Genomic DNA, 21,782 nt, shown 5'->3' with positions numbered 1-21,782 from the left:
GGTCGCGAGTGTAACTGATTTACGTCGCATGATTTCTTTTTCGACGCCTCAGCCAACCATGTAGGTCGCTGTCGTTGTCGCAATATGTACGCCGGTGTCATTGTGCAGATCGACGCGGGCGACGGAGACTTTATTTCCGGCGCGGATCAGGCTGGCTGACGCGATGAAATACTCGCCACGACCGGGTCGCAGATAATCCACACGCAAATCAACCGTGCCCATTTTTGACAGGCGCTGGCGCATTTCTGCTTCGAGCAATGGGTGATCGGGTTTGTCGCGGCGGATTAACGAACTGGTGACGCACACCAGCCCGGCTGCGACGTCGAGCACTGCGGCGATCACACCACCGTGTAATATTTTTTGTGCTGCGTTGCCAACCAGTTTGGTTTGATTAGCGAATTTCAGCTCCGCGTAATCGCAGTCGAGACGTTTAAGCTCCAGACCGAGTTCGCGGTTAAAAGGCATGTCATAAACGAAAATATTGCCAATCAGCTGCAGGGCAGCTTCGTGGCTGAGGGATGACGCGGACATGAAAGTTTTCCTGATCCAAACGACTGAGCGTTATAGTCGCCCAATTGGTTAACGAAATGTTGATTTTATGTGCCAAGGGCAGTGAACTCCACCTCGTGCATGATAAATCTATTCATTACTCTTGCGTGAATGTATATGTGTGTAAAATGCTCTGCTTTGTTTCTGAAGACCGGCCGGTAGTTGGCTATTTCAAACCATTAATTCGAAAAAAACATTTAACACTATAGGGTGAGGAAAAAATGCGTAAAACTTGGGCTGTCGGGGCCACTATGTTGGCGTTGCCATTGCTGGGACATGCAGAAGAAGCAACAGTGCAGGAAGTGCATGATAAGCCGGCAGTACGCGGCAGCATCATTGCCAGCATGTTGGAGGATCACGATAACCCGTTCACGCTTTATCCTTACGAATCGAACTACCTGCTTTACACCGACACCAGCAATATCAACAAGAAAGCCATCCAGTCTTATGACTGGGCAAATAAAGCGCGCCATGACGAAGTCGCTTTCCAGCTGAGCCTGGCCTTCCCGCTGTGGCGCGGCATTGCCGGTGATAACTCGGTGCTCGGTGCATCCTATACGCAGAAATCCTTCTGGCAGCTTTCTAACAGCGGGCAGTCTTCACCATTCCGTGAAACTAACTACGAACCGCAGCTTTTCCTGGCGTGGGCAACGGATTACGACTTCCTGGGCTGGACTCTGCGTGAAGCTGAATACGGCGTGAGCCACCAGTCGAACGGTCGCTCAGATCCGACGTCGCGCAGCTGGAACCGCGTCTATGCGCGCTTTATGGCACAGCACGGCAACTGGCAGGTAGATCTCAAGCCGTGGTATCGCATTCCTGAAAGTGAAGAAAATGATGATAACCGCGATATCACCAAATACATGGGTTATTACCGTCTGAAAGTCGGTTATGCGTGGGGCGACAGCGTGTTCAGTGTGGAAAGCCGTTACAACTGGAACACCGGCTACGGCGGCGCGACCACTGGCTGGAGCTACCCGATTTCCAAGCACGTACGCTTCTACACGCAGGTGTTCAGTGGTTACGGTGAGTCATTGATTGACTACAACCACAAGCAAACTCGCGTGGGTGTGGGTATCATGCTTAACGATATGATGTAATACCCGTCATACTTCAGGTTGCAGATGCGTTGGCTGCGCCGGGTCCCCCGGATCACTTACTCAGGTAAGTTCATCGGGATGCCCTCACTTGCCGCCTTCCTGCAGCCCGAATTATTGAGGGTATATAATAGTGTAGCAGTACAGCCCCGGTGGCTTTAGGGCTTAGCCGGGTGGTTTGAACAGTTGGGGAATTGAGTGTCTACGGCGGCAGTGATAAATAAAGAAGAGCTGGCTCATCAGGTATTACGCGATACCTTCGGCTATCAGCAATTCAGACCGGGTCAGCAAACGATCATCAATACCGCCATTTCTGGCCGGGATTGTCTGGTGGTGATGCCGACCGGCGGCGGTAAGTCGCTGTGCTATCAAATCCCTGCGCTGGTGATGGACGGCCTGACGCTGGTGGTTTCACCGCTTATCTCCCTGATGAAAGATCAGGTCGACCAACTGATGGCGGCGGGTGTTGAAGCCGGTTGCCTGAACTCGACCCAGACCCGTGAGCAACAACAGGAAGTGATGGCGGGCTGCCGTACCGGCCGCATCAAAATGCTGTATATCGCGCCGGAACGCCTGATGCTGGGCGATTTCCTCGAGCAGCTACAACAGTGGAATCCGGCAATGCTTGCCGTCGATGAAGCTCACTGTATTTCCCAATGGGGCCACGATTTCCGCCCGGAATACCGTGCGCTCGGCCAGCTCAAACTGCGTTATCCGCAACTGCCGGTGATCGCGCTGACGGCCACCGCCGATGAAGCCACCCGCAACGACATCGTCCGTCTGCTGGAGCTTAACGATCCGCTGATTCAGGTCAGCAGTTTTGATCGTCCCAATATCCGTTACACGCTGGTGGAGAAGTTTAAACCGCTCGATCAGCTGATTCGTTTCGTGCAAGACCAGCGCGGTAAAAGTGGCATTATTTACTGCAACAGCCGTGCGAAAGTTGAAGACACCGCCGCGCGCCTGCAAAGCCGTGGTCTGAGCGTCGGGGCTTATCACGCCGGTCTGGACAACGACACCCGCGCCCGCGTGCAGGAAGGTTTCCAGCGCGATGATTTGCAAATTGTAGTCGCCACCGTGGCGTTCGGAATGGGCATTAACAAGCCCAACGTGCGTTTTGTGGTTCACTTTGATATTCCGCGCACCATCGAGTCCTACTATCAGGAAACGGGTCGCGCCGGGCGTGATGGCCTGCCTGCCGAAGCGGTGCTGCTCTACGATCCGGCCGATATGGCGTGGTTACGCCGCTGTCTGGAAGAGAAGCCTGCTGGTGCGCAGCAGGACGTTGAGCGTCACAAACTGAATGCGATGAACGCTTTCGCGGAAGCGCAAACCTGCCGCCGTCTGGTGCTGCTGAACTACTTCGGCGAAGGCAAACAGAACGCCTGCGGTAACTGCGACGTTTGTCTTGATCCGCCAAAACGCTACGATGGCCTGCTGGACGCGCAAAAAGCGTTGTCAGTGGTCGCGCGCGTCGGACAACGTTTTGGTTTAGGTTACGTGGTCGACGTGCTGCGCGGTTCGAATAATCAGCGTATACGCGAATACGGGCATGACAAACTGACCGTCTACGGCATCGGTAAAGAACACAGCAACGAACACTGGACCAGCGTGGTACGCCAGCTGATCCACCTCGGGCTGATTATGCAAAATATCGCCATGCATTCGGCATTACAGCTGACCGAAGCGGCGCGTCCGGTACTGCGCGGAGAAATCCCTTTGCAGCTGGCGGTGCCACGTATTCAGACGCTGAAGATTAAAAGCCCGTCCCGCCAGAAAACTTACGGCGGCAATTACGATCACAAGCTATTTGCCAAACTGCGCAAGCTGCGTAAGTCGCTGGCCGATGACAACAATGTGCCACCGTACGTGGTGTTTAACGACACAACGCTGCTGGAAATGGCCGAACATCTGCCGATAAGCCCAAGCGATTTGCTGGATATCACCGGCGTCGGCCAGCGTAAGCTGGAGAAATTCGGGCGACCGTTTATGGCGATGATCCGCGATCATATTGATAACGGCGACGACTAACAGATTCTACTACCTACACATAACACAGAGAGTTAATCATGCTGACGCTGTTTCTGATGGTTGCGATGGTACATATGATCGCACTGGCGAGTCCTGGTCCGGACTTCTTCTTTGTCTCGCAGACAGCGGCCAGCCGCTCGCGCAAAGAAGCGATGATGGGTGTTATTGGCATTACGCTGGGTGTTGCCGTGTGGGCCGCCGTGGCGCTGATGGGTCTGCATCTGATCCTGCAAAAAATGGCATGGCTGCATCAGATTATTACCATCGGCGGTGGCCTGTATCTGTGCTGGATGGGCTGGCAGTTGCTGAAATCCGCTCGTTCTAAAAAGCAGGACGGTGGCACTGAAGCCGACGTGTCCGTCGCATTACCTGCCCGTGGTCGCACCTTTATGCGCGGGCTGCTGACCAATCTGTCCAACCCGAAAGCCGTCGTCTACTTCGGCAGCGTGTTCTCGATGTTCGTGGGCGACAGCGTCAGCGGCGGCGAGCGTTCAGCCATATTCCTGTTAATCGTGATTGAAACCCTGGCCTGGTTCTCTTTAGTCGCCATGGTCTTTGCGCTGCCGAAGATGCGTCGCGGCTATCAGCGTTTAGCCAAATGGATCGATGGCGTAGCGGGCGTGGTATTTGCCGGATTCGGTATCGCGTTAATTGTGAATCGCTGATCAGAACATTGCGCGCATAAAAAAGGGTCCGGCTAAATAGCGGACCCTTTTTGCATTCTGAGAAATTAAACCTTCCGCGCACTCGCCAGCAATACCCCTACCAGCATAAACAGCGAGCCGAAAATCCGGTTCAGCAGTTGCATTTGTTTCGGGGCTTTTACCCAGCCCGCGATGCGTGTTGCCAGCGTGGCGTAACCGATCATCACGATGATATCGACCACCACGGTCGTCACGCCCAACACCACGTATTGTGCAGCCTGCGGCTGGTGAGGAATGATAAACTGCGGGAACAGCGCGGCCAGAAAGACGATGCTTTTGGGATTGGTGAGGTTCACCAGAATGGCGCGTTTGAACAGGCGACGGCGCGGCATGCTGCTGGCCAGCGCGTTCAGGTCAATCGCCCCGGCAGAGCGCCACTGGCAGATACCCAGCCAGATTAGATACGCCGCCCCCAGCCATTTCAGCATCTCAAACGCCAGCAGCGATTGCGAAATCAGCGCGCCAAGACCGATACCCACCAGCACGATGTGGATAGACAACCCCAGCTGGAGCCCGGCAATCGATGCCACCGCGCCGCGATAGCCGTGACTGATGCCGGTGCTCATCGTATTAATTGCGCCAGAACCCGGGGACAGACTTAAGATAGAAGTAGTGAGCAGGTAGGTTAACCACCAGTCCAGTGTCATTGCGAGACTCCCTGAATACGTTTTATGTTGTTTTATGGCACAATACGCCATTGTTTATAGTTGTGCTATAGCTCACAAATAACACTTTTCTCCTCTGCGCCTAACAATTTTGGATCAATTGAATGTCTGCGAATTACGCAAGGTGGTTAACACGTGAAAAGGAGTTTTCCGCCTTTGCGACCGGGCCGCTGCTCGATTTCTGGCGTACGCGTGAGGAAGGTGAGTTTAACGGTGTAGACGATGTACCGATCCGCTACGTCCGGTTCTGTTCCCCCGATCATGATAAAGTCATCATGGTGTCACCGGGCCGTATCGAAAGTTACGTAAAATACCCCGAAGTAGCCTACGATTTATTCCACTGTGGTTATGATGTGATGATTGTCGATCATCGCGGGCAGGGACGTTCCGGCAGGATGCTTGACGATCCGCACTGCGGTCACGTACAGCACTTCGATGATTACGTTGAAGATTTCGAGCGCTTTTATCAGCTTGAGATTGCGCCCCGTCAGTACGCGAAAAAGTTCGCGCTGGCACACTCGATGGGCGGTGCGATCCTGGCACTGTATCTGGCCAAAAATCCGCAAAGTTTCGACGCGGCGGCATTGCTGGCCCCGATGACCGGCATTTATCTGCCGATGCCGGGCTGGATATCCCGCCGGATCCTTAACTGGGCGGAAAACCGTCCGGTACGTCGCGACGGTTATGCGCTCGGCACCGGTCACTGGCGGCCTTTGCCGTTTGTGGTCAATCGTCTGACCCACAGTCGCGAACGTTATCGCCGTAATCTGCGCTACTACGCCGATTATCCGGAGCTGCAGGTCGGCGGACCAACGTATCACTGGGTGCGTGAAGGTATCGACGCCGGGATGCATATCCTGAAAGAAGCCGAGAAAATCACTACGCCCGTCCTTTTATTGCAGGCAAGCGAAGACCGTGTAGTCGATAACCGGTCTCATCTTGCTTTTTGTCAGGCCATGGCCGTTGCGGGTCACCCTTGTGAAGGGGATAAACCGCTGGTCATTGAAGGCGCGCGCCATGAGATCCTGTTCGAGCGGGACGACCTTCGGGCACAGGCGCTGGACGCTATCATGCGCTTTTTTGCGCGACAGCATTAATCCGCGGTACGCCGCGCACAACTCCATCAGAGGTTAGAACCTACGCTATGTACCATGTTGTTGCTTCCGATTTAGATGGCACACTGCTATCACCTGACCATACCCTGAGCCCGTTCGCGAAAGAGACGCTCAAGCTGCTCACGCAGCGCGATGTGCATTTTGTGTTCGCCACCGGGCGTCACCATATCGATGTCGCGCAGATGCGTGACAATCTGGAAATCAGCGCTTATATGATCACCTCGAACGGTGCGCGCGTGCATAACACCGACGGTGAGCTGATTTTCTCCCACAATCTGGACGAAGATATTGCCCGCGATCTGTTCGGCATCATGCACAATAATCCGGATATTTTGACCAACGTTTACCGTAACGACGACTGGTACATGAACCGTGACCGCGCCGATCAGGACGATTTCTTCCGCGAATCCGTGTTCAAATACAAGCTGTACGAGCCGGGTCTGCTGGAAACCGACGGCATCTGCAAAGTCTATTTCACCTGCGAAGATCACGAGAAACTGCTGCCACTGGAAGAAGCGATCAACGCACGCTGGGGCGATCGTGTAAACGTCAGCTTCTCGCTGCCGGTCTGTCTGGAAGTCATGGCGGGCGGCGTATCGAAAGGACATGCGCTGGAATACGTGTCGAAACTGATGGGTTACACGCTGAAAGATTGTATCGCCTTTGGCGATGGTCTCAATGACCTTGAGATGCTGAGCATGGCCGGAAAAGGCTGTCTGATGAGCGGCTCTCTGCCGCGCCTGAAAGCAGCGATGCCGGATGCGGAAATCATCGGTTCTAACGCCGACGATGCGGTGCCGCATTATCTGCGCAAAATGTATCTGTCGGAATAATTCAGACTGTGAAGTACGTTGATCAGTAAATGAAAAAGGCACCGTTGGTGCCTTTTTGCTATGTGTCATATCAGTAGGAATCAGGCATTTTTCGCCAGTTGCGCTTTGTGCTTATTCTCACTGAGCATGGTTAATACCAGCAGCAGAACCGCCAGCACACATCCGGCAATCATCACGATAAAGCCGCCATCCCAGCCGAAGTAATCCACGGTGTAACCAACGATGGCACTTGCCGCAACCGAGCCGCCCAGATAACCAAACAATCCGGTAAAGCCCGCCGCCGTACCCGCCGCTTTCTTCGGTGCCAGTTCCAGAGCATGTAAGCCAATCAGCATTACCGGGCCGTAGATCAGGAAGCCAATAGTGATCATACAGGCCATATCAATGCCCGGATTGCCGACCGGGTTCAGCCAGTAAACAACAGTCGCGATGGTCACCAGCACCATGAAGAACACGCCGGTCGCGCCGCGGTTGCCTTTGAACACTTTGTCAGACATCCAGCCGCACAGCAGCGTCCCCGGTATACCCGCATATTCATACAGGAAATACGCCCACGAGGATTTATCCAACGCGAAGTGCTTCACTTCTTTCAGGTAGGTCGGCGACCAGTCGAGAATGCCGTAGCGCAGCAGGTAAACAAACACGTTCGCCAGCGCGATGTACCACAGCAGTTTGTTCGGCAAAATGTATTGCATGAAGATCTGCTTCGCCGTCAGCTCCTGCTCGGCGGATTCTTTCACGTAATCCGGCGGATAATCGTTTTTGTATTCTTCGATAGGCGGCAGACCGCAGGACTGCGGAGTATCGCGCATAGCCATGAAGGCAAACACCGCCAGCAGGATCGCGCCGAAAGCGGGCATATACAGCGCCGCATGCCAGTCGTTAAACCACGCCATCCCCAGCAGGAACAGCAACGGAGGAATGCCGCCGCCGACGTTATGCGCGCAGTTCCACACCGAGACAATTCCGCCGCGCTCCTTCTGTGACCACCAGTGAACCATGGTGCGTCCGCACGGCGGCCAGCCCATGCCCTGAAACCATCCGCACAGGAACAACAGCACGAACATGATGGCGATGCTGGAGGTTGCCCATGGCACAAATCCCATAAACAACATGACAGCGGCGGCGAGGATCAGGCCCGCAGGCAGGAAGACGCGCGGATTAGAGCGGTCAGAGACCGAACCCATAATGAATTTCGAGATACCGTAAGCGATGGAAATCCCGGAAAGCGCAAAACCCAGATCGCCGCGCGAAAAGCCCTGGTCGATGAGATAAGGCATGGCCAGTGCGAAGTTTTTGCGCACCAGATAGTAAGCCGCGTAACCGAAGAAAATCCCCATGAAGATTTGCCAGCGGAGACGGCGGTAGAGCGGATCGACGTGGCTTTCATCCACGGGCGCTTTGTGTGGCGCGGGTTTGAAGATACTGAGCATACATGCCTCCAATGGCATAAATCAGGTCTGACTCATCATGAGCCACTGACAAAGGGCAGTGCCGTTATGTTCCAAAACGAACATCATGCTAACGGGCAGAGCGCCTATGAACTGTGATAGATGACAGAATTGTTACAGTTTTATGACTAAGGAGGCGGATTTTGCGATATTGAGTAACAAAATGAAACGTCAGAAGGGCGGAATCTGTGGTTGAATCACATTTTTGATGGGTATCCCGGCCGTTAACGTGATCGCGCGCGTTTCCCTTCGAATGTGAGCGAAAAAACCCATTTCAACGGTGTGGGCAACGCGTTGAGGTGCCAAACCTGGCAGATCAGCAACAAAAAAGCGGAGCCAAAGCTCCGCCTGAGAGTGCCGCTGAAAGCAAAGATTACTGAACTTTCAGGGTATTAATAATAGCTTCAGCATCCGCCTGCGCCTGTTGCTGATTGTCAGCCGGCAGGGTAATTTGCAGCGTCAGCAGATGGCTGTCTACTTTGCCCAGCACGATAGACGAATAAGCTTTCTGACCGGCAGAGGTGATCACGCTGTCGTACTGTTGCATCGTCTGGCCGTTAACCTGAATCGATTTATTCGTCACGACTTGCAGGTTGGTATCGCGGGCTTTTTGCTGATCCTGCAAACGGGCAGTTAGCGTTTCCAGCGATTCGGTAGTGTTATCTCCGAGGATCACAATCACCGCTTTCTGACCGGTGCTGTCGGCGTACACGTGCATATTGTTTGCCTGAGTGCCCAGCTTACCGCTCTGGTCGCTCATTCCCTGCGGCAGGGAGAAGGTGACTTTTCCATCCAGCAGGCTGACTGGCGCGGTGGTTGTCGCCGCGGCTGCTGCTTTATCCGCTGCCGGTGCGTCAGTAGTTTTACCGTCACACGCCGCCAGACCGGCGACCAGTACTGCCATTCCCATCATTTTAGCGAAGTTACGCATCGGTCTTCCTTAAGTGGCCTGTTTATCAGGCTTAGATGTTGACTTAACGGCCTTATGGCAACCTATTCACGCCGCAAATGCAAGTCAGATTATGGCGCGATTTTTGTTTTGGGGAAGGCGGATCTGAAAAGGGGCGAAAGCCCCTTGTTAGCCGCTAGTGCGCACGCATGGCCGACGGAGTGTGATTTCCCTGAGCGGACAGACTCTTAAGCAGCATGTTCAGCAGTACGCCGTACATCGGCAGGAAGAACACCAGACAGATCAGCACTTTGAACGTGTAATCCACCAGCGCGATTTCCACCCAGTGTTCGGCCATAAAAGCGTCGGTGCTTTTGTAGAACGCGATGAAGAAGAACGACAGCGTATCGCTGATATTTCCCAGAAACATCGAGGCGACCGGTGCTATCCACCAGCGGCGGTTCTGGCGCAGGCGGTTGAAGACGTGAACGTCGAGAATTTGCCCCAGCACATACGCCATAAAGCTTGCGGTCGCAATGCGTGCCACCATGATGTTCAGGCTGCTGAGTGCGCCGACGCCCTGCCACTGCGCTTCAAAGAACAGGGCGGAAATCACGTAGGAAATAGCCAGTGCAGGTACCATCACGGAAAGAATAATCCGTCGCGCCAGCGGTGCGCCGAAAATTCGCACGGTCAGATCGGTGGCCAGAAAAATAAACGGAAATGTGAATGCGCCCCAGGTGGTGTGGAAACCAAAAATGGATACGGGTAACTGAACCAGATAATTACTGGAGGTAATGATGGCGATGTGAAAAAGCGATAGCCATATCAACGCGGAAAACCGCTGTTGAGCAGTAAAGGAATACATGATGTGACCTTTTTAGTGAATTGGGGTGAGGGAACCCAAGAGTGTCTTTTCTTTCACACCGGTATTTCCGGTGCGGCGCGCATAGTATCTGTTGCGCACCGTTTGCGCAACAGATCCGGTGGTTAATTATAGCGCAACGGTTTGCGCAGGTTGCGTGAGAAAACCAGCGGGTTAAACTGTGGCCCATTACCGTACAATCGCGCATTGCCGCTGAAAATGTTGAGAAACGAAATGACCGATCCCTTTATCAACCCGGACCATCAGCTTGATGCACTGGGCCTGCGTTGCCCGGAACCTGTAATGATGGTTCGTAAAGCAGTACGCACCATGAAAGACGGTGAAACATTGCTGATCGTCGCCGATGATCCGGCAACCACCCGCGATATTCCTGGCTTCTGCCGCTTTATGGAACACACGTTGTTAGCGTCTGATACCGACAGCCTGCCTTACCGTTATCTGCTGTGCAAAGGGCGGATCAGCGAGACCCGCCCATAATCCTCAGCGCGATTTATTGCGCAACAGTCTCAGGGCGTTGGCAGTGACGAGTGCCGTTGCGCCCGAATCTGCCAGCACCGCCAGCCACAGGCCGGTCAGCCCCATAATGGTGGTGACCAGAAAAATTGCCTTCAGCCCCAGCGCGATGGTGATGTTCTGACGGATGTTCGCCCGCGTGGCGCGCGACAGGCTGATCATCTGCGCCAGCCCGCTCAGGCGGTTGTGCGTCAGCGCAGCATCGGCGGTTTCCAGCGCCACGTCGGTGCCGCTGCCCATCGCAATTCCGATTGTTGCGGCTTTCATCGCCGGCGCATCGTTGATGCCGTCGCCGACCATCGCCACCGGTTTCACTGCGTTCAGCTCAGTGACCGCAGAGACTTTATCGGCAGGCAATAAACCGGCACGAAAATCGATGCCCAGCCGGTCAGCAATAGTTTTGGCCGCACGCGGATTATCGCCGGTCAGCATCACTGCCGATACGCCGAGCGCTTTCAGACTGCGCAACGCGTCGATGGCATCATCGCGCAGGCGATCCTGCATCGCGACCAGACCGATAGCCTGCGCGTCCTGCATTACCACGACCACAGTTTTACCGGCGGATTCCCACCCGGCGATTTGCGTTGTGGCGTCCGCACTCAGCGCGCTTTCTTCCACGCGTTTCGGTGCCAGCACCTGAATCTTTCTGCCGGAGACAATCCCTTCCACGCCGGAACCCGCCAGTGCCCGGCGATCCTGTGCGGTGATTGGCAGCGGATTATGGGCTTTCGCGCGGGCTAAAATCGCCTGAGCCAGCGGGTGATGTGAACCTTCTTCGACCGCAGCGGCGAGGCTTAGCACTTCGCCTTCGCTGGCGCCGTTCAGCACCAACACGCCGGTGACCTCCGGTTTACCTTCGGTGAGCGTGCCGGTTTTATCCAGCGCCACGGTTTCGATCAGCGCCAGTTGTTCCAGCGCTGCACCGCCTTTGATTAACGCACCCTGACGCGTGGCTGCCGCCAGTCCGGACGTAATCGCCGCAGGCGTCGAAATCACCAGCGCACACGGGCAGCCGATCAGCAGTAACGTCAGGCCACGATAAATCCATGTTTCCCACGAAAGCCCCATCGCCAGCGGCGGAATGATAATGACCAGCAGCGAAAGCAGCATGATAATCGGGGTGTAGTAACGGCTGAAGGTATCGAGGAAACGCTCGATCGGCGCGCGGCGCTCGTCGGCTTCTTCGATCAGTTGCAGAATGCGGTCAATAGCGCTGTTGCCGGGTGCGGAGGCGACTTCCAGACGAGCAAGACGATCGACGCACAGGCTGCCCGCAGGGACTTTTTCGCCAGGCTGGCGCTCAACGGGCACCGATTCTCCGGTCAGCGCGCTTTCATCAAAACTGGCGGCGCTGTGCAAAATCGCATCGGCAGGCAGACGCCCTCCGGCGGCGATTTCAATAATATCGCCGGGACGCAGACTGGCGACCGGCACGGATTCGGTTTTGCCATCAATGACCCGTACGGCGGTGTCCGGAATCAGCGCCATCAGTGCTTTCACCCCGCTGCGCGCGCGACTGGCGGCAAAGGATTCGAGGCGTTCACCGATCATAAACAGCAGCAATACCATCGCAGCTTCAGCGGTGGCGCCGATAAACAGCGCACCCAGCGCGGCGATGCTCATCAGCGTTTCAATGGCAAAAGGCGAACCGGAACGTGTCTGGCGGATCGCCTGACGCAACACTGGCCACAGGCCGACCAGCGTGGTGGCGATAAACGCCATTTCACCGGCCTGCAGATTGAAAATATCGAGGATCCAGCTCAGTAACATCAGCGTGGAAAGGGCGATCAGCGGCATATACTCTTTGAGCCGGGACGCTTCCTGCGCGGGGGCGTTCTGAGTTTTATCGAGAGATTGCAGGGTAAAACCTGCGCCGGTGACGGCACGCAGAACGTTTTGCGAAATATCATAACTGGCGTCAATCACCAGTTTTTCGGTGGCGAACAGCACTTTGGCGCGACTGACGCCGTTCAGGCCTGATACGGCATTTTCGATTTTACGGGCGCAAGCCGGGCAATCCATTCCCTCGACACGCCAGCTGTATTGCTGGTTGCCGGAAAGCGGCGCGCTGGGATCATCTTCACCCGGCGAGCCTTCCGCTGTACCGTCGGCTGCAGTGTGTGAGTGTTCACTTGTTTTTGGTGCGCAGCAGCTTTCGGCGACGGTAGCCCGGGGGGCATTGTCGCTGCAACAGCTGGCAGGATGCGCAGCTGCTGGCGCAACGGCGCTGATTTTATTGATGTGAAGTCCGGGCGCACGTTTACCCTGACAACCGCACTGACAGGCGGTGGTTTTTTGACATTGAATCATACTGCCTCCGGGATGAAACCGAATGAGATTACAGGCAGTTTAAACGTTGGAGTAGACTCCAGGGTCAAGCGATATTTGAGAGGGCGGAACCGGACGGTTCCGCCGCAGGGATTTCAATACAGATTACAAATAAAGTGATCGCACAATCAGGAAATGGCCGCCGAAATAGCAGGCAGCCACCAGCGCATCGGCGACGCGGAACTTGAATCGGTAGCGGCTGAGCAACCAGAAAATATTGCCCAGCAAAAGCAGCACGGTACCGCAGAATAGCGAAAAGGCCATGTCAGTGCTGCGCGCAAAATACTGTTCTCCCGCCAGCCAGACCATCAGCAGTGTCATCGCGATGTAAGTGGTTACTGCCCATTTAAGCTCGGCCAGCCTTGACCAAATAACCGCCAGCAGCAGTGCGCCAATGACCAGTAACGCCAGCGGTAGCGGCCAGAAAAAGGTGATCGTCATCTGGCTGGCGAAACTGAGCGTATACAGCAGATGCGAAAGGAAGAACGCGCCAAGGGCGTACATAAACCGCTCTTCCGGCAACAGCAGAAGGCCATCGGCCACCAGTGTCGCCGCCAGACCCAGCAGGATCAGATAGCTGTACACATTGAGCGTCGGTGCCTGCCAGGCGAGTAACAGCAGCAGTAATAAGGTGACGGGTTTGAAGACCCAGCGCTGCCAGCGCAGGCCGCGGTAGCTGGCATCAACGAACAACCAGCCGGAGAAAAATACTGCGAGGAATGGCCAACTCATTGTTTATCCTTTTATATTTCAAAACAGAACATCAAACCCATACCAGTATCTGCGTGCAGGAAAACGCATCCTGTTTTCCTGTATTTGATCCCAGTGTAGGAGACTGGCGCTGCCTTCGACAATCAGAAATCCCTGTTTCAGGCTGTGTGGCGAATTCCCACATGCTAAATTAGGCTGATTCATTATCGCCTTCATCTTCTGCGAACACAGACAAACAATGACTAAACCTCCGATGATTTTTATTGCGTTTATCGTGGTCATCGCGATTTTCGCCACCCGCCAGTATTTCCAGCAGCGGCGAACCAACGCCGATAACGATGCCGCGCCGCTTCGCACAGTGCAGGTGGAAGTGACGGCCAAGCGTGAGTATCTGTCGCCCAACCGGCGTTCGCGCCAGCGGGAGCAGATCCCGGTCGAAGATAAAAAATATGAAGGCTATTTCAAACCGCAAAACGGCGGTGCGGAGCTGAAACTCGTGCTGGATGAAGCGGCGTATCACCAACTGGCGAAAGGCCAGAAGGGGGCATTGAGCGTGAATGGCAGCCGTTTTGTGGCTTTTACGGCGCAGGACGCGCCGTAAAAACAGAGATTACTTTTTGGTGGGCAGTGGGGGTTGTTTCTTCTGCCATGCCATCAGTTCAAACACGCCAAACAGAAAAATGCGCGTTTGCAGCCACGGGCCAATCGTATCTTTTTCTTTTCCCTGGGTGGCTTTAAGCAACATAACCTGCAAACCGTGCATGAAGAACATGAACACAATCGCCACATCCAGAAAGTATTTGATCGGTTTCGGGAATGGGTGAATCAGGTTAAACGCCAGAAACCCCCAAATACACAACATCAACAACCGACCAATATTGATCAACATCTTACTGCTCCTGTTCAGGTGAGCCGGTTTCAGGCGTCACATCGCGATGGTAAAGACGATAAGCAACTTGTCCGGCGACTTTCTCACGGTGTAACCGCCAGCTGGCGGGCACGTCAAGCGTGTCGTGTTCGGCTTCTGTTTCGACGTAAATCCAGGCCTCATCGGCCAGCCACTGATTTTGCTCCAGCAAATTCAGTGTGTCTTGCAGAATACCTTTGCGAAAAGGCGGATCGAGGAAAACCACGTCAAAGGCACTTCCGGCTTTTGCCAGCCAGTTCAATGTATTAACGTTGAATACTTTCGCATCTTTGGCGTTTAGCAGCGCCAGGTTTTTCTCTAGCTGTTGCGCAACCGGGCGTTCAAACTCCAGCAGGGTAGCGCTGGCGGCATAGCGTGACAATGCTTCCAGACCCAGCGCGCCGCTGCCTGCAAAACAGTCCAGACAATGGGCGCCCTGTAACACCGGCGCAAGCCAGTTAAACAGCGTTTCGCGCACGCGATCGGTAGTCGGGCGCAGCCCCGGACTGTGTGGAACCGGAAGTTTGCGTCCGCGCCAGAGTCCGCCAATAATTCGGATTTGGCCTGCGGCGGGAGTGTTGGGTTTCTTTGCCATAGTTCGCTTGTGTAATCCGAAGCCATCGGGCTTCGTTGCATATCGTTTGGAGGGCTATTCTACCGGTGTGCGAGCAATGGGCAAATGTTTCACATGGGCGATTGAAAAACCAGCGGAATTCAACACGCGGGCGTGTTGCCGGAAGGGGAAAGTGATAGACTGCCCGACTATAACCCTATTAATAATCCGTTCGCCAATCATTAGCGGCGAGGAGTGAAGTTGTAAAATGGCTAAAGATAAAAAACGCGGTTTCTTCTCCTGGTTCGGCCGTGGCCGTCAGGAAGAAGAGCAGCAGAAAGAAGAAACGCGCGAAGAAGTGCCGGTTGTCGAAGAACCCGGCGTTCCTGTAGAGCCGGAACCGGTCACCGAACCTGAGCCGGTTATCGAGCCTGAACCTCTGAAAGAACCGGAACCTGATGTTGAGGAGCCTGCACGTTTAGAGGCCGCTGAGGAACTGGCAGAAGAAATTGTGCACATCACCGAACAGGTGGCTGCGCAGCAGGTAATTGAAGAGTCTGCGGTTGCAGAACCTGTCGTCATCGAAGCAGAAATCGAAGAACCCATTATTGTTGATGCGCCGGTCGTTGATGAACCGGTCGTTTTGGAAGAGCAGATCGTTGAAGACGAATTCGTTGAGTCAGCGGCTGAAATTGCCGAAGACGCCCGCGAAGATTCCCTTGAAGCGGTCGATGATAATGTCGTCGTTGAAGATGAGCCGCTGCCGGTCGCGCTGGATCCTATCGTTGTGCTGCCTGCCGGGGAAACCGAGCAGGAACGCCCGACCAAAGAAGGTTTCTTTGCCCGTCTGAAACGCAGCCTGGTGAAAACCAGGCAGAATCTTGGCTCGGGTTTTGTCGGCCTGTTCCGTGGTAAGAAAATCGACGACGATCTGTTCGAAGAGTTAGAAGAACAGCTACTGATCGCCGACGTTGGCGTCGAAACCACGCGTAAAATCATCACTTCCCTTACTGAACACGCTTCCCGCAAGCAGCTGAAAGACGCCGATGCGCTTTACGGCAAGCTGAAGGAAGAAATGTCCGAAATTCTGTCAAAAGTCGACCAGCCACTGGATGTCAGCGGAAAAACCCCGTATGTCATCCTGATGGTAGGCGTGAACGGCGTCGGTAAAACCACCACCATCGGTAAAATGGCGCGTCAGTTTGAAGCGCAGGGCAAATCGGTGATGCTGGCGGCGGGCGATACGTTCCGTGCGGCGGCGGTGGAACAATTGCAGGTCTGGGGTCAGCGCAACAAGATCCCGGTGATTGCACAGCATACCGGCGCGGATTCAGCTTCCGTGATTTTCGATGCGATTCAGGCGGCCAAAGCCCGCAACATCGACGTGTTAATCGCCGATACAGCGGGACGTCTGCAAAACAAAGCGCATCTGATGGAAGAGTTGAAGAAGATCGTTCGCGTGATGAAGAAACTCGACGAAGACGCGCCGCATGAGGTTATGCTGACGCTTGACGCCAGCACAGGCCAGAATGCGGTCAGTCAGGCCAAATTGTTTAACGAAGCGGTCGGGCTAACCGGCATTACGTTGACTAAACTGGACGGCACCGCAAAAGGCGGCGTGATATTCGCCATCGCCGATCAGTTCAGCATTCCGATTCGTTATATCGGGGTCGGCGAAGGTATCGAAGATTTAAGGCCGTTTAAGGCAGACGATTTTATTGAGGCACTTTTTGCCCGAGAGGATTAATACGGATGATTCGCTTTGAACAGGTCAGTAAAGCTTATCTGGGCGGACGACAGGCGCTTCAGGGCGTCAATTTTCACATCCAGCAAGCAGAAATGGCGTTTCTGACCGGTCACTCTGGTGCGGGTAAAAGTACCCTGCTGAAGCTGATTTGCGGCATTGAGCGTCCGAGCGCCGGGCAGATTTTGTTTGGCGGCCACGACATCAGCCGCCTGAAATCCAGTGAAGTGCCGTTCCTGCGCCGGCAGATAGGTATGATCTTCCAGGATCACCATCTGCTGATGGATCGCACCGTCTACGACAACGTGGCGATGCCACTGATTATCGCCGGTGCCAGTACTGAAGATATTCGTCGCCGCGTATCGGCCGCGCTGGATAAAGTCGGGTTATTGGATAAAGCCAAAAACCTGCCGATCCAGCTGTCCGGTGGTGAGCAACAACGTGTAGGCATCGCCCGTGCGGTGGTGAACAAGCCTGCGGTACTGCTGGCGGATGAACCGACCGGTAACCTCGACGGTGAACTGTCAGAAGGCATCTTGCGTCTGTTCGAAGAATTTAACCGGGTTGGCGTCACCGTGCTGATGGCGACGCATGACGTGGGTCTGATTGCCCGTCGTAATTACCGTACGTTGACGCTGAGTCAGGGTCGGATGTCGGGAGGAGTGTACTAATGGCGAACAGTCCAAACCCGACGAAAACCGCAAAAAGCGCCCGCGCAGCGAAGAGTAAAGCGTTGCAGGGTGGCTGGCGTGAACAATGGCGCTATGCGTGGATGAACGCGCTGGCGGATATGCTGCGACAGCCGCTGGCGACGCTGCTCACGGTGATGGTGATTGCGATTTCCCTGACCTTGCCGAGCGTGTGTTATCTGGTATGGAAAAACGTCAGTACGGCGGCCGAACAATGGTATCCGACGCCACAGCTGACGGTATATCTCGACAAAGCACTGGATGACAACGCGGCCGAAAATGTGGTGAAAACCCTTAAAACCGAAGCGGGCGTGGATAAAGTCAACTACCTCTCCCGCGAGGAAGCGATGGGCGAGTTCCGCAACTGGTCTGGCTTTGGCGGCGCGATGGATATGCTTGAGCAAAATCCGTTGCCTGCGGTGGCTATCATCACGCCGAAAATGAATTTCCAGGACTCCGCCACACTTAACACCCTGCGTGACCGCGTGGCGGCTGTGCAGGGCGTGGATGAAGTGCGTATGGACGACAGCTGGTTTGCCCGTCTTGCGGCGCTAACCGGTTTGGTGGGCCAGATAGCTGCGATGATCGGCATCCTGATGGTGATCGCCGTGTTCCTTGTCATTGGTAACAGTGTACGTCTGAGCATTTTCAGCCGCCGCGACACCATCAACGTCATGAAGCTGATAGGCGCGACCGACGGCTTCATTTTGCGGCCATTCCTCAATGGAGGCGCGATGCTCGGGTTCACCGGTGCATTGCTGTCGCTGGTACTCTCCGAAGTACTGGTGCTGCGCCTTGAGAGCGTGGTGACGCAGGTCGCGCAGGTCTTCGGTACGACCTTTGACCTGCACGGTCTGGGCTGGGACGAAAGCCTGCTGCTGTTGCTGGTTTCCGCGATGATCGGCTGGATCGCCGCCTGGCTGGCGACGGTGCAACATTTACGGCGATTTACACCACAGTAGTAATTATTTGCTATAATCTTCCCCTGCTGCTCAAGGATCGTGTCGCAGGGGGAGAGCCGCTTTATACATTCCATGCCGTCTTTTTCCTACTTTCCCCGCAATGGCACAAATTCACTATCCGATAGTCAGTCTGTCACTTAAAGTCGTCAGACTGTTGAATCTGTCCCTGAACTTTATGTAAAATTCGTGGTCGAAGAGCAGCGAATATGAAGGGCTCGGCGTTGTTTTGTTGTGGTCACTGTTCGTTAAAAGCAGACCGGCAACGAGGCGGTATCATCCCGCAGCAACGTGGTATAAAACCTGCATTACGTCATACATGAGAGGCTTGAATGACCAAAGAAATGCGCACTTTAGCATTAGTACCCCAAGGTAGCCTGGAAGCCTATGTTCGGGCGGCCAATGCCTATCCTATGCTCACCGCAGAGGAAGAACGGGCACTGGCTGAACGGCTGCATTACGACGGTGACCTGGAAGCGGCTAAACACCTGATCCTGTCTCACCTGCGCTTTGTTGCTCACATTGCCCGCAACTATTCAGGTTATGGTTTGCCACAGGCAGACCTTATCCAGGAAGGTAACATCGGCCTGATGAAAGCGGTTCGCCGTTTTAATCCGGAAGTCGGTGTGCGTCTGGTGTCCTTTGCGGTGCACTGGATCAAAGCAGAAATTCACGAATACGTGCTGCGTAACTGGCGTATCGTGAAAGTTGCGACAACCAAAGCACAACGTAAGTTGTTCTTTAACCTGCGTAAAAACAAACAGCGTCTGGGCTGGTTCAGCCACGACGAAGTGGAGCACGTTGCCCGCGAACTGGGTGTGACCAGCAAAGATGTGCTGGAAATGGAATCGCGCATGGCCGCACAGGACATGACGTTCGATCCAACGCCGGATGACGAACCACGCGACGGCGCGGCGATGGCGCCGATGCTGTATCTGCAAGATAAGAGTTCTGACTTCGCAGAAAGCATTGAAGAAGATAACTGGGATCGTGACGCGACAGACAAACTCTCTTCCGCGATGGAAGGTCTGGACGAACGTAGTCAGGATATCATTCGTGCGCGCTGGCTGGATGACGATAACAAGTCCACTCTGCAGGAGCTGGCCGACAAGTACGGCGTTTCCGCAGAACGTGTTCGTCAGCTGGAAAAGAACGCGATGAAGAAATTGCGCGTGGCGATCGAAGCCTGATAAGTGCGTTTCTGACGTGAAAAAGCGACCTTCGGGTCGCTTTTTTTATATCTGAAATCCAGAAGTTATTTCTTCCAGACATTCCCTTGGCGCACAAACCCGCACGCCCGCATAAACGCATCCAGTACTGTTTCCGGTTCCGCCTGCATCTCCCAGCATTTCACCTGCGGCAGCTGTGCCTGCAAATCTTCTATCAAATACAACCCAACTCCGCGACGGCGTGTCACTTCACGCACAAGCAGGTCACTGAGTTCGGCGTGTGTGCCGTTTAACCGGATTTTCACTGCGCCCAGAATACGTTCGTTGAAGACGGCGGCGAATAGTGCACGGTCCGGCTTCAGGCAGGTTTGCCAGTCGCTTTCGGTTTGCTCAGGCCAGATTTTGGCCAGATCGATCAGGTCTTGTGCGCTGAGTGAAGTGAGTCTTTGGATCGTTAATTTCATGAGGCGGACAGGTCAGAAAATGGGAAAGCCAGTGTAGCGGAATCCACTAAAAACGGTGCGTAACTTTTTTTGTACAGTATCAAGTCGAAAACTTTTTTTGAGATCCCTGTATAAGCGATAAATGTTGGCTTTAATCAATAATGCCAGCGTTAACCACTGATTGTTTGAAAAGGAACCGCGTATTCGCCCAGATAAAATTCTGTTTACACCTCATATTTCTGATTGTGCTATTTGATTTGCAGAAGAAAATTCCTGTTTAATGATATGAATTATAAAGTCTTATTTGAAAATGAGACGAAATAAGCCGGTAACTCGTTATTACTTATACTAAATTTCTTAAGTGATGATGTTTTGAACAGGCAAAGAAAGAGCAAACCACAACACACATCAACGGGGTAATCGGATGAAAGTAACAAAGGGTAAGATCTGGCTGGCAGGGTGTATTGCATTGGCAATGAGCCAGGCTGCGTTTGCAAAAGACATTAAAGTGGCCATCGTCGGTGCGATGTCAGGGCCGGTTGCCCAGTATGGCGATATGGAATTTACTGGCGCGAAACAAGCGATCGCCGACATCAACGCAAAAGGCGGCGTGAAAGGCGACAAACTGGTTGGCGTCGAATACGACGATGCGTGTGACCCGAAACAAGCTGTCGCCGTGGCTAACAAAGTGATCAATGACGGTATCCGTTACGTGATCGGCCATCTGTGTTCTTCTTCCACTCAGCCCGCTTCCGATATCTATGAAGATGAAGGCGTGCTGATGATTACGCCAGCCGCGACCAACGCAGATTTGACCACCCGTGGTTACAAAATGGTGATGCGTACCACCGGTCTGGATTCCGATCAGGGCCCGACGGCGGCGAAATATATCCTCGACACCATTAAGCCAAAACGTATTGCCGTTGTGCATGATAAACAACAGTACGGCGAAGGTCTGGCACGCTCCGTACAGGACGCGCTGAAGAAAGGCGGCGGTAACGTCGTGCTGTTTGAAGGTGTGACCGCAGGCGATAAAGATTTCTCTACGCTGGTAGCGCGTCTGAAGAAAGACAACGTCGACTTCGTGTATTTTGGCGGCTACTACCCGGAAATGGGGCAGATCCTGCGCCAGTCGAAACAGGCCGGTCTGAACGCCAAATTCATGGGGCCGGAAGGCGTGGGCAACTCCTCACTGTCTAACATCGCCGGTGATGCGTCTGAAGGGATGTTCGTTACCCTGCCAAAACGTTATGACCAGGTGCCGGCCAACCAGCCAATCGTTGATTCCCTGAAAGCCAAGAAGCTGGATCCAACCGGTCCGTTCGTCTGGACGACTTACGCCGCATTGCAGGCGCTGACCACCGGTATGGAACGCAGTGGCAGCATGGAACCGGCAGACATTGCTAAAAACCTCAAATCAGCTTCTGTCGATACCGTTATGGGTCCGCTGAGCTGGGATGAAAAGGGCGATCTGAAAGGATTCGAATTCGGTATTTTCGAATGGCATAAAGACGGCACGTCTACCCCTATCAAATAAAACTGCACC

Annotated in this window: 22 protein-coding genes; 12 read left to right on the top strand and 10 right to left on the bottom strand. The window is 54.1% G+C overall.

Features of this window, described 5'->3' with window-relative positions; translation table 11 throughout:
• Positions 1-48: 48 nt before the first annotated feature.
• Positions 49-531 carry a thioesterase family protein gene (locus AC0Z7K_RS17140; RefSeq protein WP_112165540.1) on the bottom strand — a complete coding sequence of 161 codons (483 nt, stop codon included), beginning with the start codon at positions 529-531 and terminating at the stop codon, positions 49-51.
• A gap of 239 nt (positions 532-770) precedes the next feature.
• On the opposite strand from AC0Z7K_RS17140, the gene pldA reads away from it, so the two are divergent.
• The 3 genes from pldA to rhtC all read left to right on the top strand — a co-directional run bounded on the left by pldA (position 771) and on the right by rhtC (position 4,342).
• Entirely contained in the window at positions 771-1,649 is an 879-nt protein-coding gene (gene pldA, locus AC0Z7K_RS17135) for a phospholipase A (protein WP_485615281.1), read from the top strand.
• Between the two features lie 195 nt (positions 1,650-1,844).
• Entirely contained in the window at positions 1,845-3,677 is a 1,833-nt protein-coding gene (gene recQ / locus AC0Z7K_RS17130; RefSeq protein ID WP_485615280.1) for an ATP-dependent DNA helicase RecQ, read from the top strand.
• A gap of 38 nt (positions 3,678-3,715) precedes the next feature.
• The gene (gene rhtC / locus AC0Z7K_RS17125) at positions 3,716-4,342 is read left to right on the top strand and encodes a threonine export protein RhtC (protein WP_485615279.1); all 627 of its coding nucleotides are present in this window, start codon (positions 3,716-3,718) and stop codon (positions 4,340-4,342) included.
• A gap of 65 nt (positions 4,343-4,407) precedes the next feature.
• Here rhtC and rhtB read toward each other — a convergent pair whose 3' ends face one another.
• Positions 4,408-5,028 carry a homoserine/homoserine lactone efflux protein gene (rhtB, locus tag AC0Z7K_RS17120; protein ID WP_112165547.1) on the bottom strand — a complete coding sequence of 207 codons (621 nt, stop codon included), beginning with the start codon at positions 5,026-5,028 and terminating at the stop codon, positions 4,408-4,410.
• Between the two features lie 122 nt (positions 5,029-5,150).
• Here rhtB and pldB point away from each other — a divergent pair, with 122 nt between their 5' ends.
• Both pldB and yigL read left to right on the top strand, forming a co-directional pair.
• Entirely contained in the window at positions 5,151-6,143 is a 993-nt protein-coding gene (gene pldB / locus AC0Z7K_RS17115) for a lysophospholipase L2 (RefSeq protein WP_413531098.1), read from the top strand.
• 47 nt (positions 6,144-6,190) lie between these two features.
• Positions 6,191-6,994, top strand: coding sequence for a sugar/pyridoxal phosphate phosphatase YigL (gene yigL, locus AC0Z7K_RS17110; protein ID WP_413531099.1), 804 nt, complete (start codon positions 6,191-6,193; stop codon positions 6,992-6,994).
• Between the two features lie 80 nt (positions 6,995-7,074).
• On the opposite strand, the gene glpT is transcribed toward yigL, so the two are convergent.
• The 3 genes from glpT to AC0Z7K_RS17095 all read right to left on the bottom strand — a co-directional run bounded on the left by glpT (position 7,075) and on the right by AC0Z7K_RS17095 (position 10,202).
• Positions 7,075-8,427: a glycerol-3-phosphate transporter gene (gene glpT / locus AC0Z7K_RS17105; RefSeq protein ID WP_485615278.1), complete on the bottom strand. Its 1,353-nt coding sequence runs from the start codon at positions 8,425-8,427 to the stop codon at positions 7,075-7,077.
• 391 nt (positions 8,428-8,818) lie between these two features.
• Entirely contained in the window at positions 8,819-9,376 is a 558-nt protein-coding gene (locus tag AC0Z7K_RS17100; protein ID WP_413531101.1) for a DcrB family lipoprotein, read from the bottom strand.
• 154 nt (positions 9,377-9,530) lie between these two features.
• A complete protein-coding gene (locus tag AC0Z7K_RS17095) occupies positions 9,531-10,202 on the bottom strand; it encodes a 7-cyano-7-deazaguanine/7-aminomethyl-7-deazaguanine transporter (RefSeq protein ID WP_485615277.1) in 672 nt (223 codons plus the stop codon).
• Positions 10,203-10,433: 231 nt separating this feature from the next.
• Here AC0Z7K_RS17095 and tusA point away from each other — a divergent pair, with 231 nt between their 5' ends.
• Positions 10,434-10,697 (top strand): sulfurtransferase TusA, encoded by a 264-nt coding sequence (gene tusA / locus AC0Z7K_RS17090; RefSeq protein ID WP_413531103.1) that lies wholly within the window; start codon positions 10,434-10,436, stop codon positions 10,695-10,697.
• Positions 10,698-10,700: 3 nt separating this feature from the next.
• Here the strand turns inward: tusA and AC0Z7K_RS17085 are convergent, their stop codons facing one another.
• Both AC0Z7K_RS17085 and AC0Z7K_RS17080 read right to left on the bottom strand, forming a co-directional pair.
• The gene (locus AC0Z7K_RS17085; protein WP_485615276.1) at positions 10,701-13,043 is read right to left on the bottom strand and encodes a zinc/cadmium/mercury/lead-transporting ATPase; all 2,343 of its coding nucleotides are present in this window, start codon (positions 13,041-13,043) and stop codon (positions 10,701-10,703) included.
• A gap of 123 nt (positions 13,044-13,166) precedes the next feature.
• Positions 13,167-13,793 carry a lysoplasmalogenase gene (locus AC0Z7K_RS17080; RefSeq protein WP_413531105.1) on the bottom strand — a complete coding sequence of 209 codons (627 nt, stop codon included), beginning with the start codon at positions 13,791-13,793 and terminating at the stop codon, positions 13,167-13,169.
• Positions 13,794-14,010: 217 nt separating this feature from the next.
• On the opposite strand from AC0Z7K_RS17080, the gene AC0Z7K_RS17075 reads away from it, so the two are divergent.
• Positions 14,011-14,373 carry a DUF2500 domain-containing protein gene (locus AC0Z7K_RS17075; RefSeq protein ID WP_485615275.1) on the top strand — a complete coding sequence of 121 codons (363 nt, stop codon included), beginning with the start codon at positions 14,011-14,013 and terminating at the stop codon, positions 14,371-14,373.
• 9 nt (positions 14,374-14,382) lie between these two features.
• Here AC0Z7K_RS17075 and AC0Z7K_RS17070 read toward each other — a convergent pair whose 3' ends face one another.
• Positions 14,383-14,661 (bottom strand): DUF1145 family protein, encoded by a 279-nt coding sequence (locus AC0Z7K_RS17070; protein ID WP_112165564.1) that lies wholly within the window; start codon positions 14,659-14,661, stop codon positions 14,383-14,385.
• A gap of 1 nt (position 14,662) precedes the next feature.
• Positions 14,663-15,274 (bottom strand): 16S rRNA (guanine(966)-N(2))-methyltransferase, encoded by a 612-nt coding sequence (gene rsmD / locus AC0Z7K_RS17065; protein ID WP_112165566.1) that lies wholly within the window; start codon positions 15,272-15,274, stop codon positions 14,663-14,665.
• Between the two features lie 226 nt (positions 15,275-15,500).
• On the opposite strand from rsmD, the gene ftsY reads away from it, so the two are divergent.
• The 4 genes from ftsY (at position 15,501) to rpoH (ending at position 19,814) form a co-directional block, all read left to right on the top strand.
• Positions 15,501-16,979, top strand: coding sequence for a signal recognition particle-docking protein FtsY (ftsY, locus tag AC0Z7K_RS17060; RefSeq protein WP_485615274.1), 1,479 nt, complete (start codon positions 15,501-15,503; stop codon positions 16,977-16,979).
• 5 nt (positions 16,980-16,984) lie between these two features.
• Positions 16,985-17,647, top strand: a complete 663-nt coding sequence (gene ftsE / locus AC0Z7K_RS17055) for a cell division ATP-binding protein FtsE (protein ID WP_112165570.1) — start codon at positions 16,985-16,987, stop codon at positions 17,645-17,647.
• A complete protein-coding gene (ftsX, locus tag AC0Z7K_RS17050; protein ID WP_112165572.1) occupies positions 17,647-18,627 on the top strand; it encodes a permease-like cell division protein FtsX in 981 nt (326 codons plus the stop codon). Before ftsE ends, ftsX begins: the two co-directional genes overlap by 1 nt.
• A gap of 329 nt (positions 18,628-18,956) precedes the next feature.
• Positions 18,957-19,814, top strand: a complete 858-nt coding sequence (gene rpoH, locus AC0Z7K_RS17045) for an RNA polymerase sigma factor RpoH (protein ID WP_413531109.1) — start codon at positions 18,957-18,959, stop codon at positions 19,812-19,814.
• 65 nt (positions 19,815-19,879) lie between these two features.
• Here the strand turns inward: rpoH and panM are convergent, their stop codons facing one another.
• On the bottom strand, positions 19,880-20,257 hold the full coding sequence (gene panM / locus AC0Z7K_RS17040; protein WP_485615272.1) for an aspartate 1-decarboxylase autocleavage activator PanM: 378 nt from the start codon (positions 20,255-20,257) through the stop codon (positions 19,880-19,882).
• Between the two features lie 403 nt (positions 20,258-20,660).
• On the opposite strand from panM, the gene AC0Z7K_RS17035 reads away from it, so the two are divergent.
• Complete coding sequence (locus AC0Z7K_RS17035) at positions 20,661-21,773, top strand: branched-chain amino acid ABC transporter substrate-binding protein (protein ID WP_112165578.1); 1,113 nt, start codon at positions 20,661-20,663, stop codon at positions 21,771-21,773.
• Positions 21,774-21,782: the final 9 nt, after the last annotated feature.

The organism is Rahnella sp. 1L-D-7-B-C2, assembly GCF_057290995.1.
The sequence above is the reverse complement of the archived record's forward strand: the minus strand, read 5'-3'. Positions and strand labels throughout refer to the sequence as shown.

What these genes read in the sequence shown, in the direction of transcription:
- AC0Z7K_RS17075 (WP_485615275.1), top strand. Translation starts at nt 14,011, where the DNA reads ATGACTAAACCTCCGATGATTTTTATTGCGTTTATCGTGGTCATCGCG.
- panM (WP_485615272.1), bottom strand. Translation starts at nt 20,257, where the DNA reads ATGAAATTAACGATCCAAAGACTCACTTCACTCAGCGCACAAGACCTG.
- ftsE (WP_112165570.1), top strand. Translation starts at nt 16,985, where the DNA reads ATGATTCGCTTTGAACAGGTCAGTAAAGCTTATCTGGGCGGACGACAG.
- rhtC (WP_485615279.1), top strand. Translation starts at nt 3,716, where the DNA reads ATGCTGACGCTGTTTCTGATGGTTGCGATGGTACATATGATCGCACTG.
- rsmD (WP_112165566.1), bottom strand. Translation starts at nt 15,274, where the DNA reads ATGGCAAAGAAACCCAACACTCCCGCCGCAGGCCAAATCCGAATTATT.
- ftsY (WP_485615274.1), top strand. Translation starts at nt 15,501, where the DNA reads ATGGCTAAAGATAAAAAACGCGGTTTCTTCTCCTGGTTCGGCCGTGGC.
- AC0Z7K_RS17140 (WP_112165540.1), bottom strand. Translation starts at nt 531, where the DNA reads ATGTCCGCGTCATCCCTCAGCCACGAAGCTGCCCTGCAGCTGATTGGC.
- ftsX (WP_112165572.1), top strand. Translation starts at nt 17,647, where the DNA reads ATGGCGAACAGTCCAAACCCGACGAAAACCGCAAAAAGCGCCCGCGCA.
- AC0Z7K_RS17100 (WP_413531101.1), bottom strand. Translation starts at nt 9,376, where the DNA reads ATGCGTAACTTCGCTAAAATGATGGGAATGGCAGTACTGGTCGCCGGT.
- AC0Z7K_RS17070 (WP_112165564.1), bottom strand. Translation starts at nt 14,661, where the DNA reads ATGTTGATCAATATTGGTCGGTTGTTGATGTTGTGTATTTGGGGGTTT.
- rhtB (WP_112165547.1), bottom strand. Translation starts at nt 5,028, where the DNA reads ATGACACTGGACTGGTGGTTAACCTACCTGCTCACTACTTCTATCTTA.
- rpoH (WP_413531109.1), top strand. Translation starts at nt 18,957, where the DNA reads ATGACCAAAGAAATGCGCACTTTAGCATTAGTACCCCAAGGTAGCCTG.
- pldB (WP_413531098.1), top strand. Translation starts at nt 5,151, where the DNA reads ATGTCTGCGAATTACGCAAGGTGGTTAACACGTGAAAAGGAGTTTTCC.
- yigL (WP_413531099.1), top strand. Translation starts at nt 6,191, where the DNA reads ATGTACCATGTTGTTGCTTCCGATTTAGATGGCACACTGCTATCACCT.
- AC0Z7K_RS17035 (WP_112165578.1), top strand. Translation starts at nt 20,661, where the DNA reads ATGAAAGTAACAAAGGGTAAGATCTGGCTGGCAGGGTGTATTGCATTG.
- glpT (WP_485615278.1), bottom strand. Translation starts at nt 8,427, where the DNA reads ATGCTCAGTATCTTCAAACCCGCGCCACACAAAGCGCCCGTGGATGAA.
- pldA (WP_485615281.1), top strand. Translation starts at nt 771, where the DNA reads ATGCGTAAAACTTGGGCTGTCGGGGCCACTATGTTGGCGTTGCCATTG.
- tusA (WP_413531103.1), top strand. Translation starts at nt 10,434, where the DNA reads ATGACCGATCCCTTTATCAACCCGGACCATCAGCTTGATGCACTGGGC.
- AC0Z7K_RS17085 (WP_485615276.1), bottom strand. Translation starts at nt 13,043, where the DNA reads ATGATTCAATGTCAAAAAACCACCGCCTGTCAGTGCGGTTGTCAGGGT.
- AC0Z7K_RS17080 (WP_413531105.1), bottom strand. Translation starts at nt 13,793, where the DNA reads ATGAGTTGGCCATTCCTCGCAGTATTTTTCTCCGGCTGGTTGTTCGTT.
- AC0Z7K_RS17095 (WP_485615277.1), bottom strand. Translation starts at nt 10,202, where the DNA reads ATGTATTCCTTTACTGCTCAACAGCGGTTTTCCGCGTTGATATGGCTA.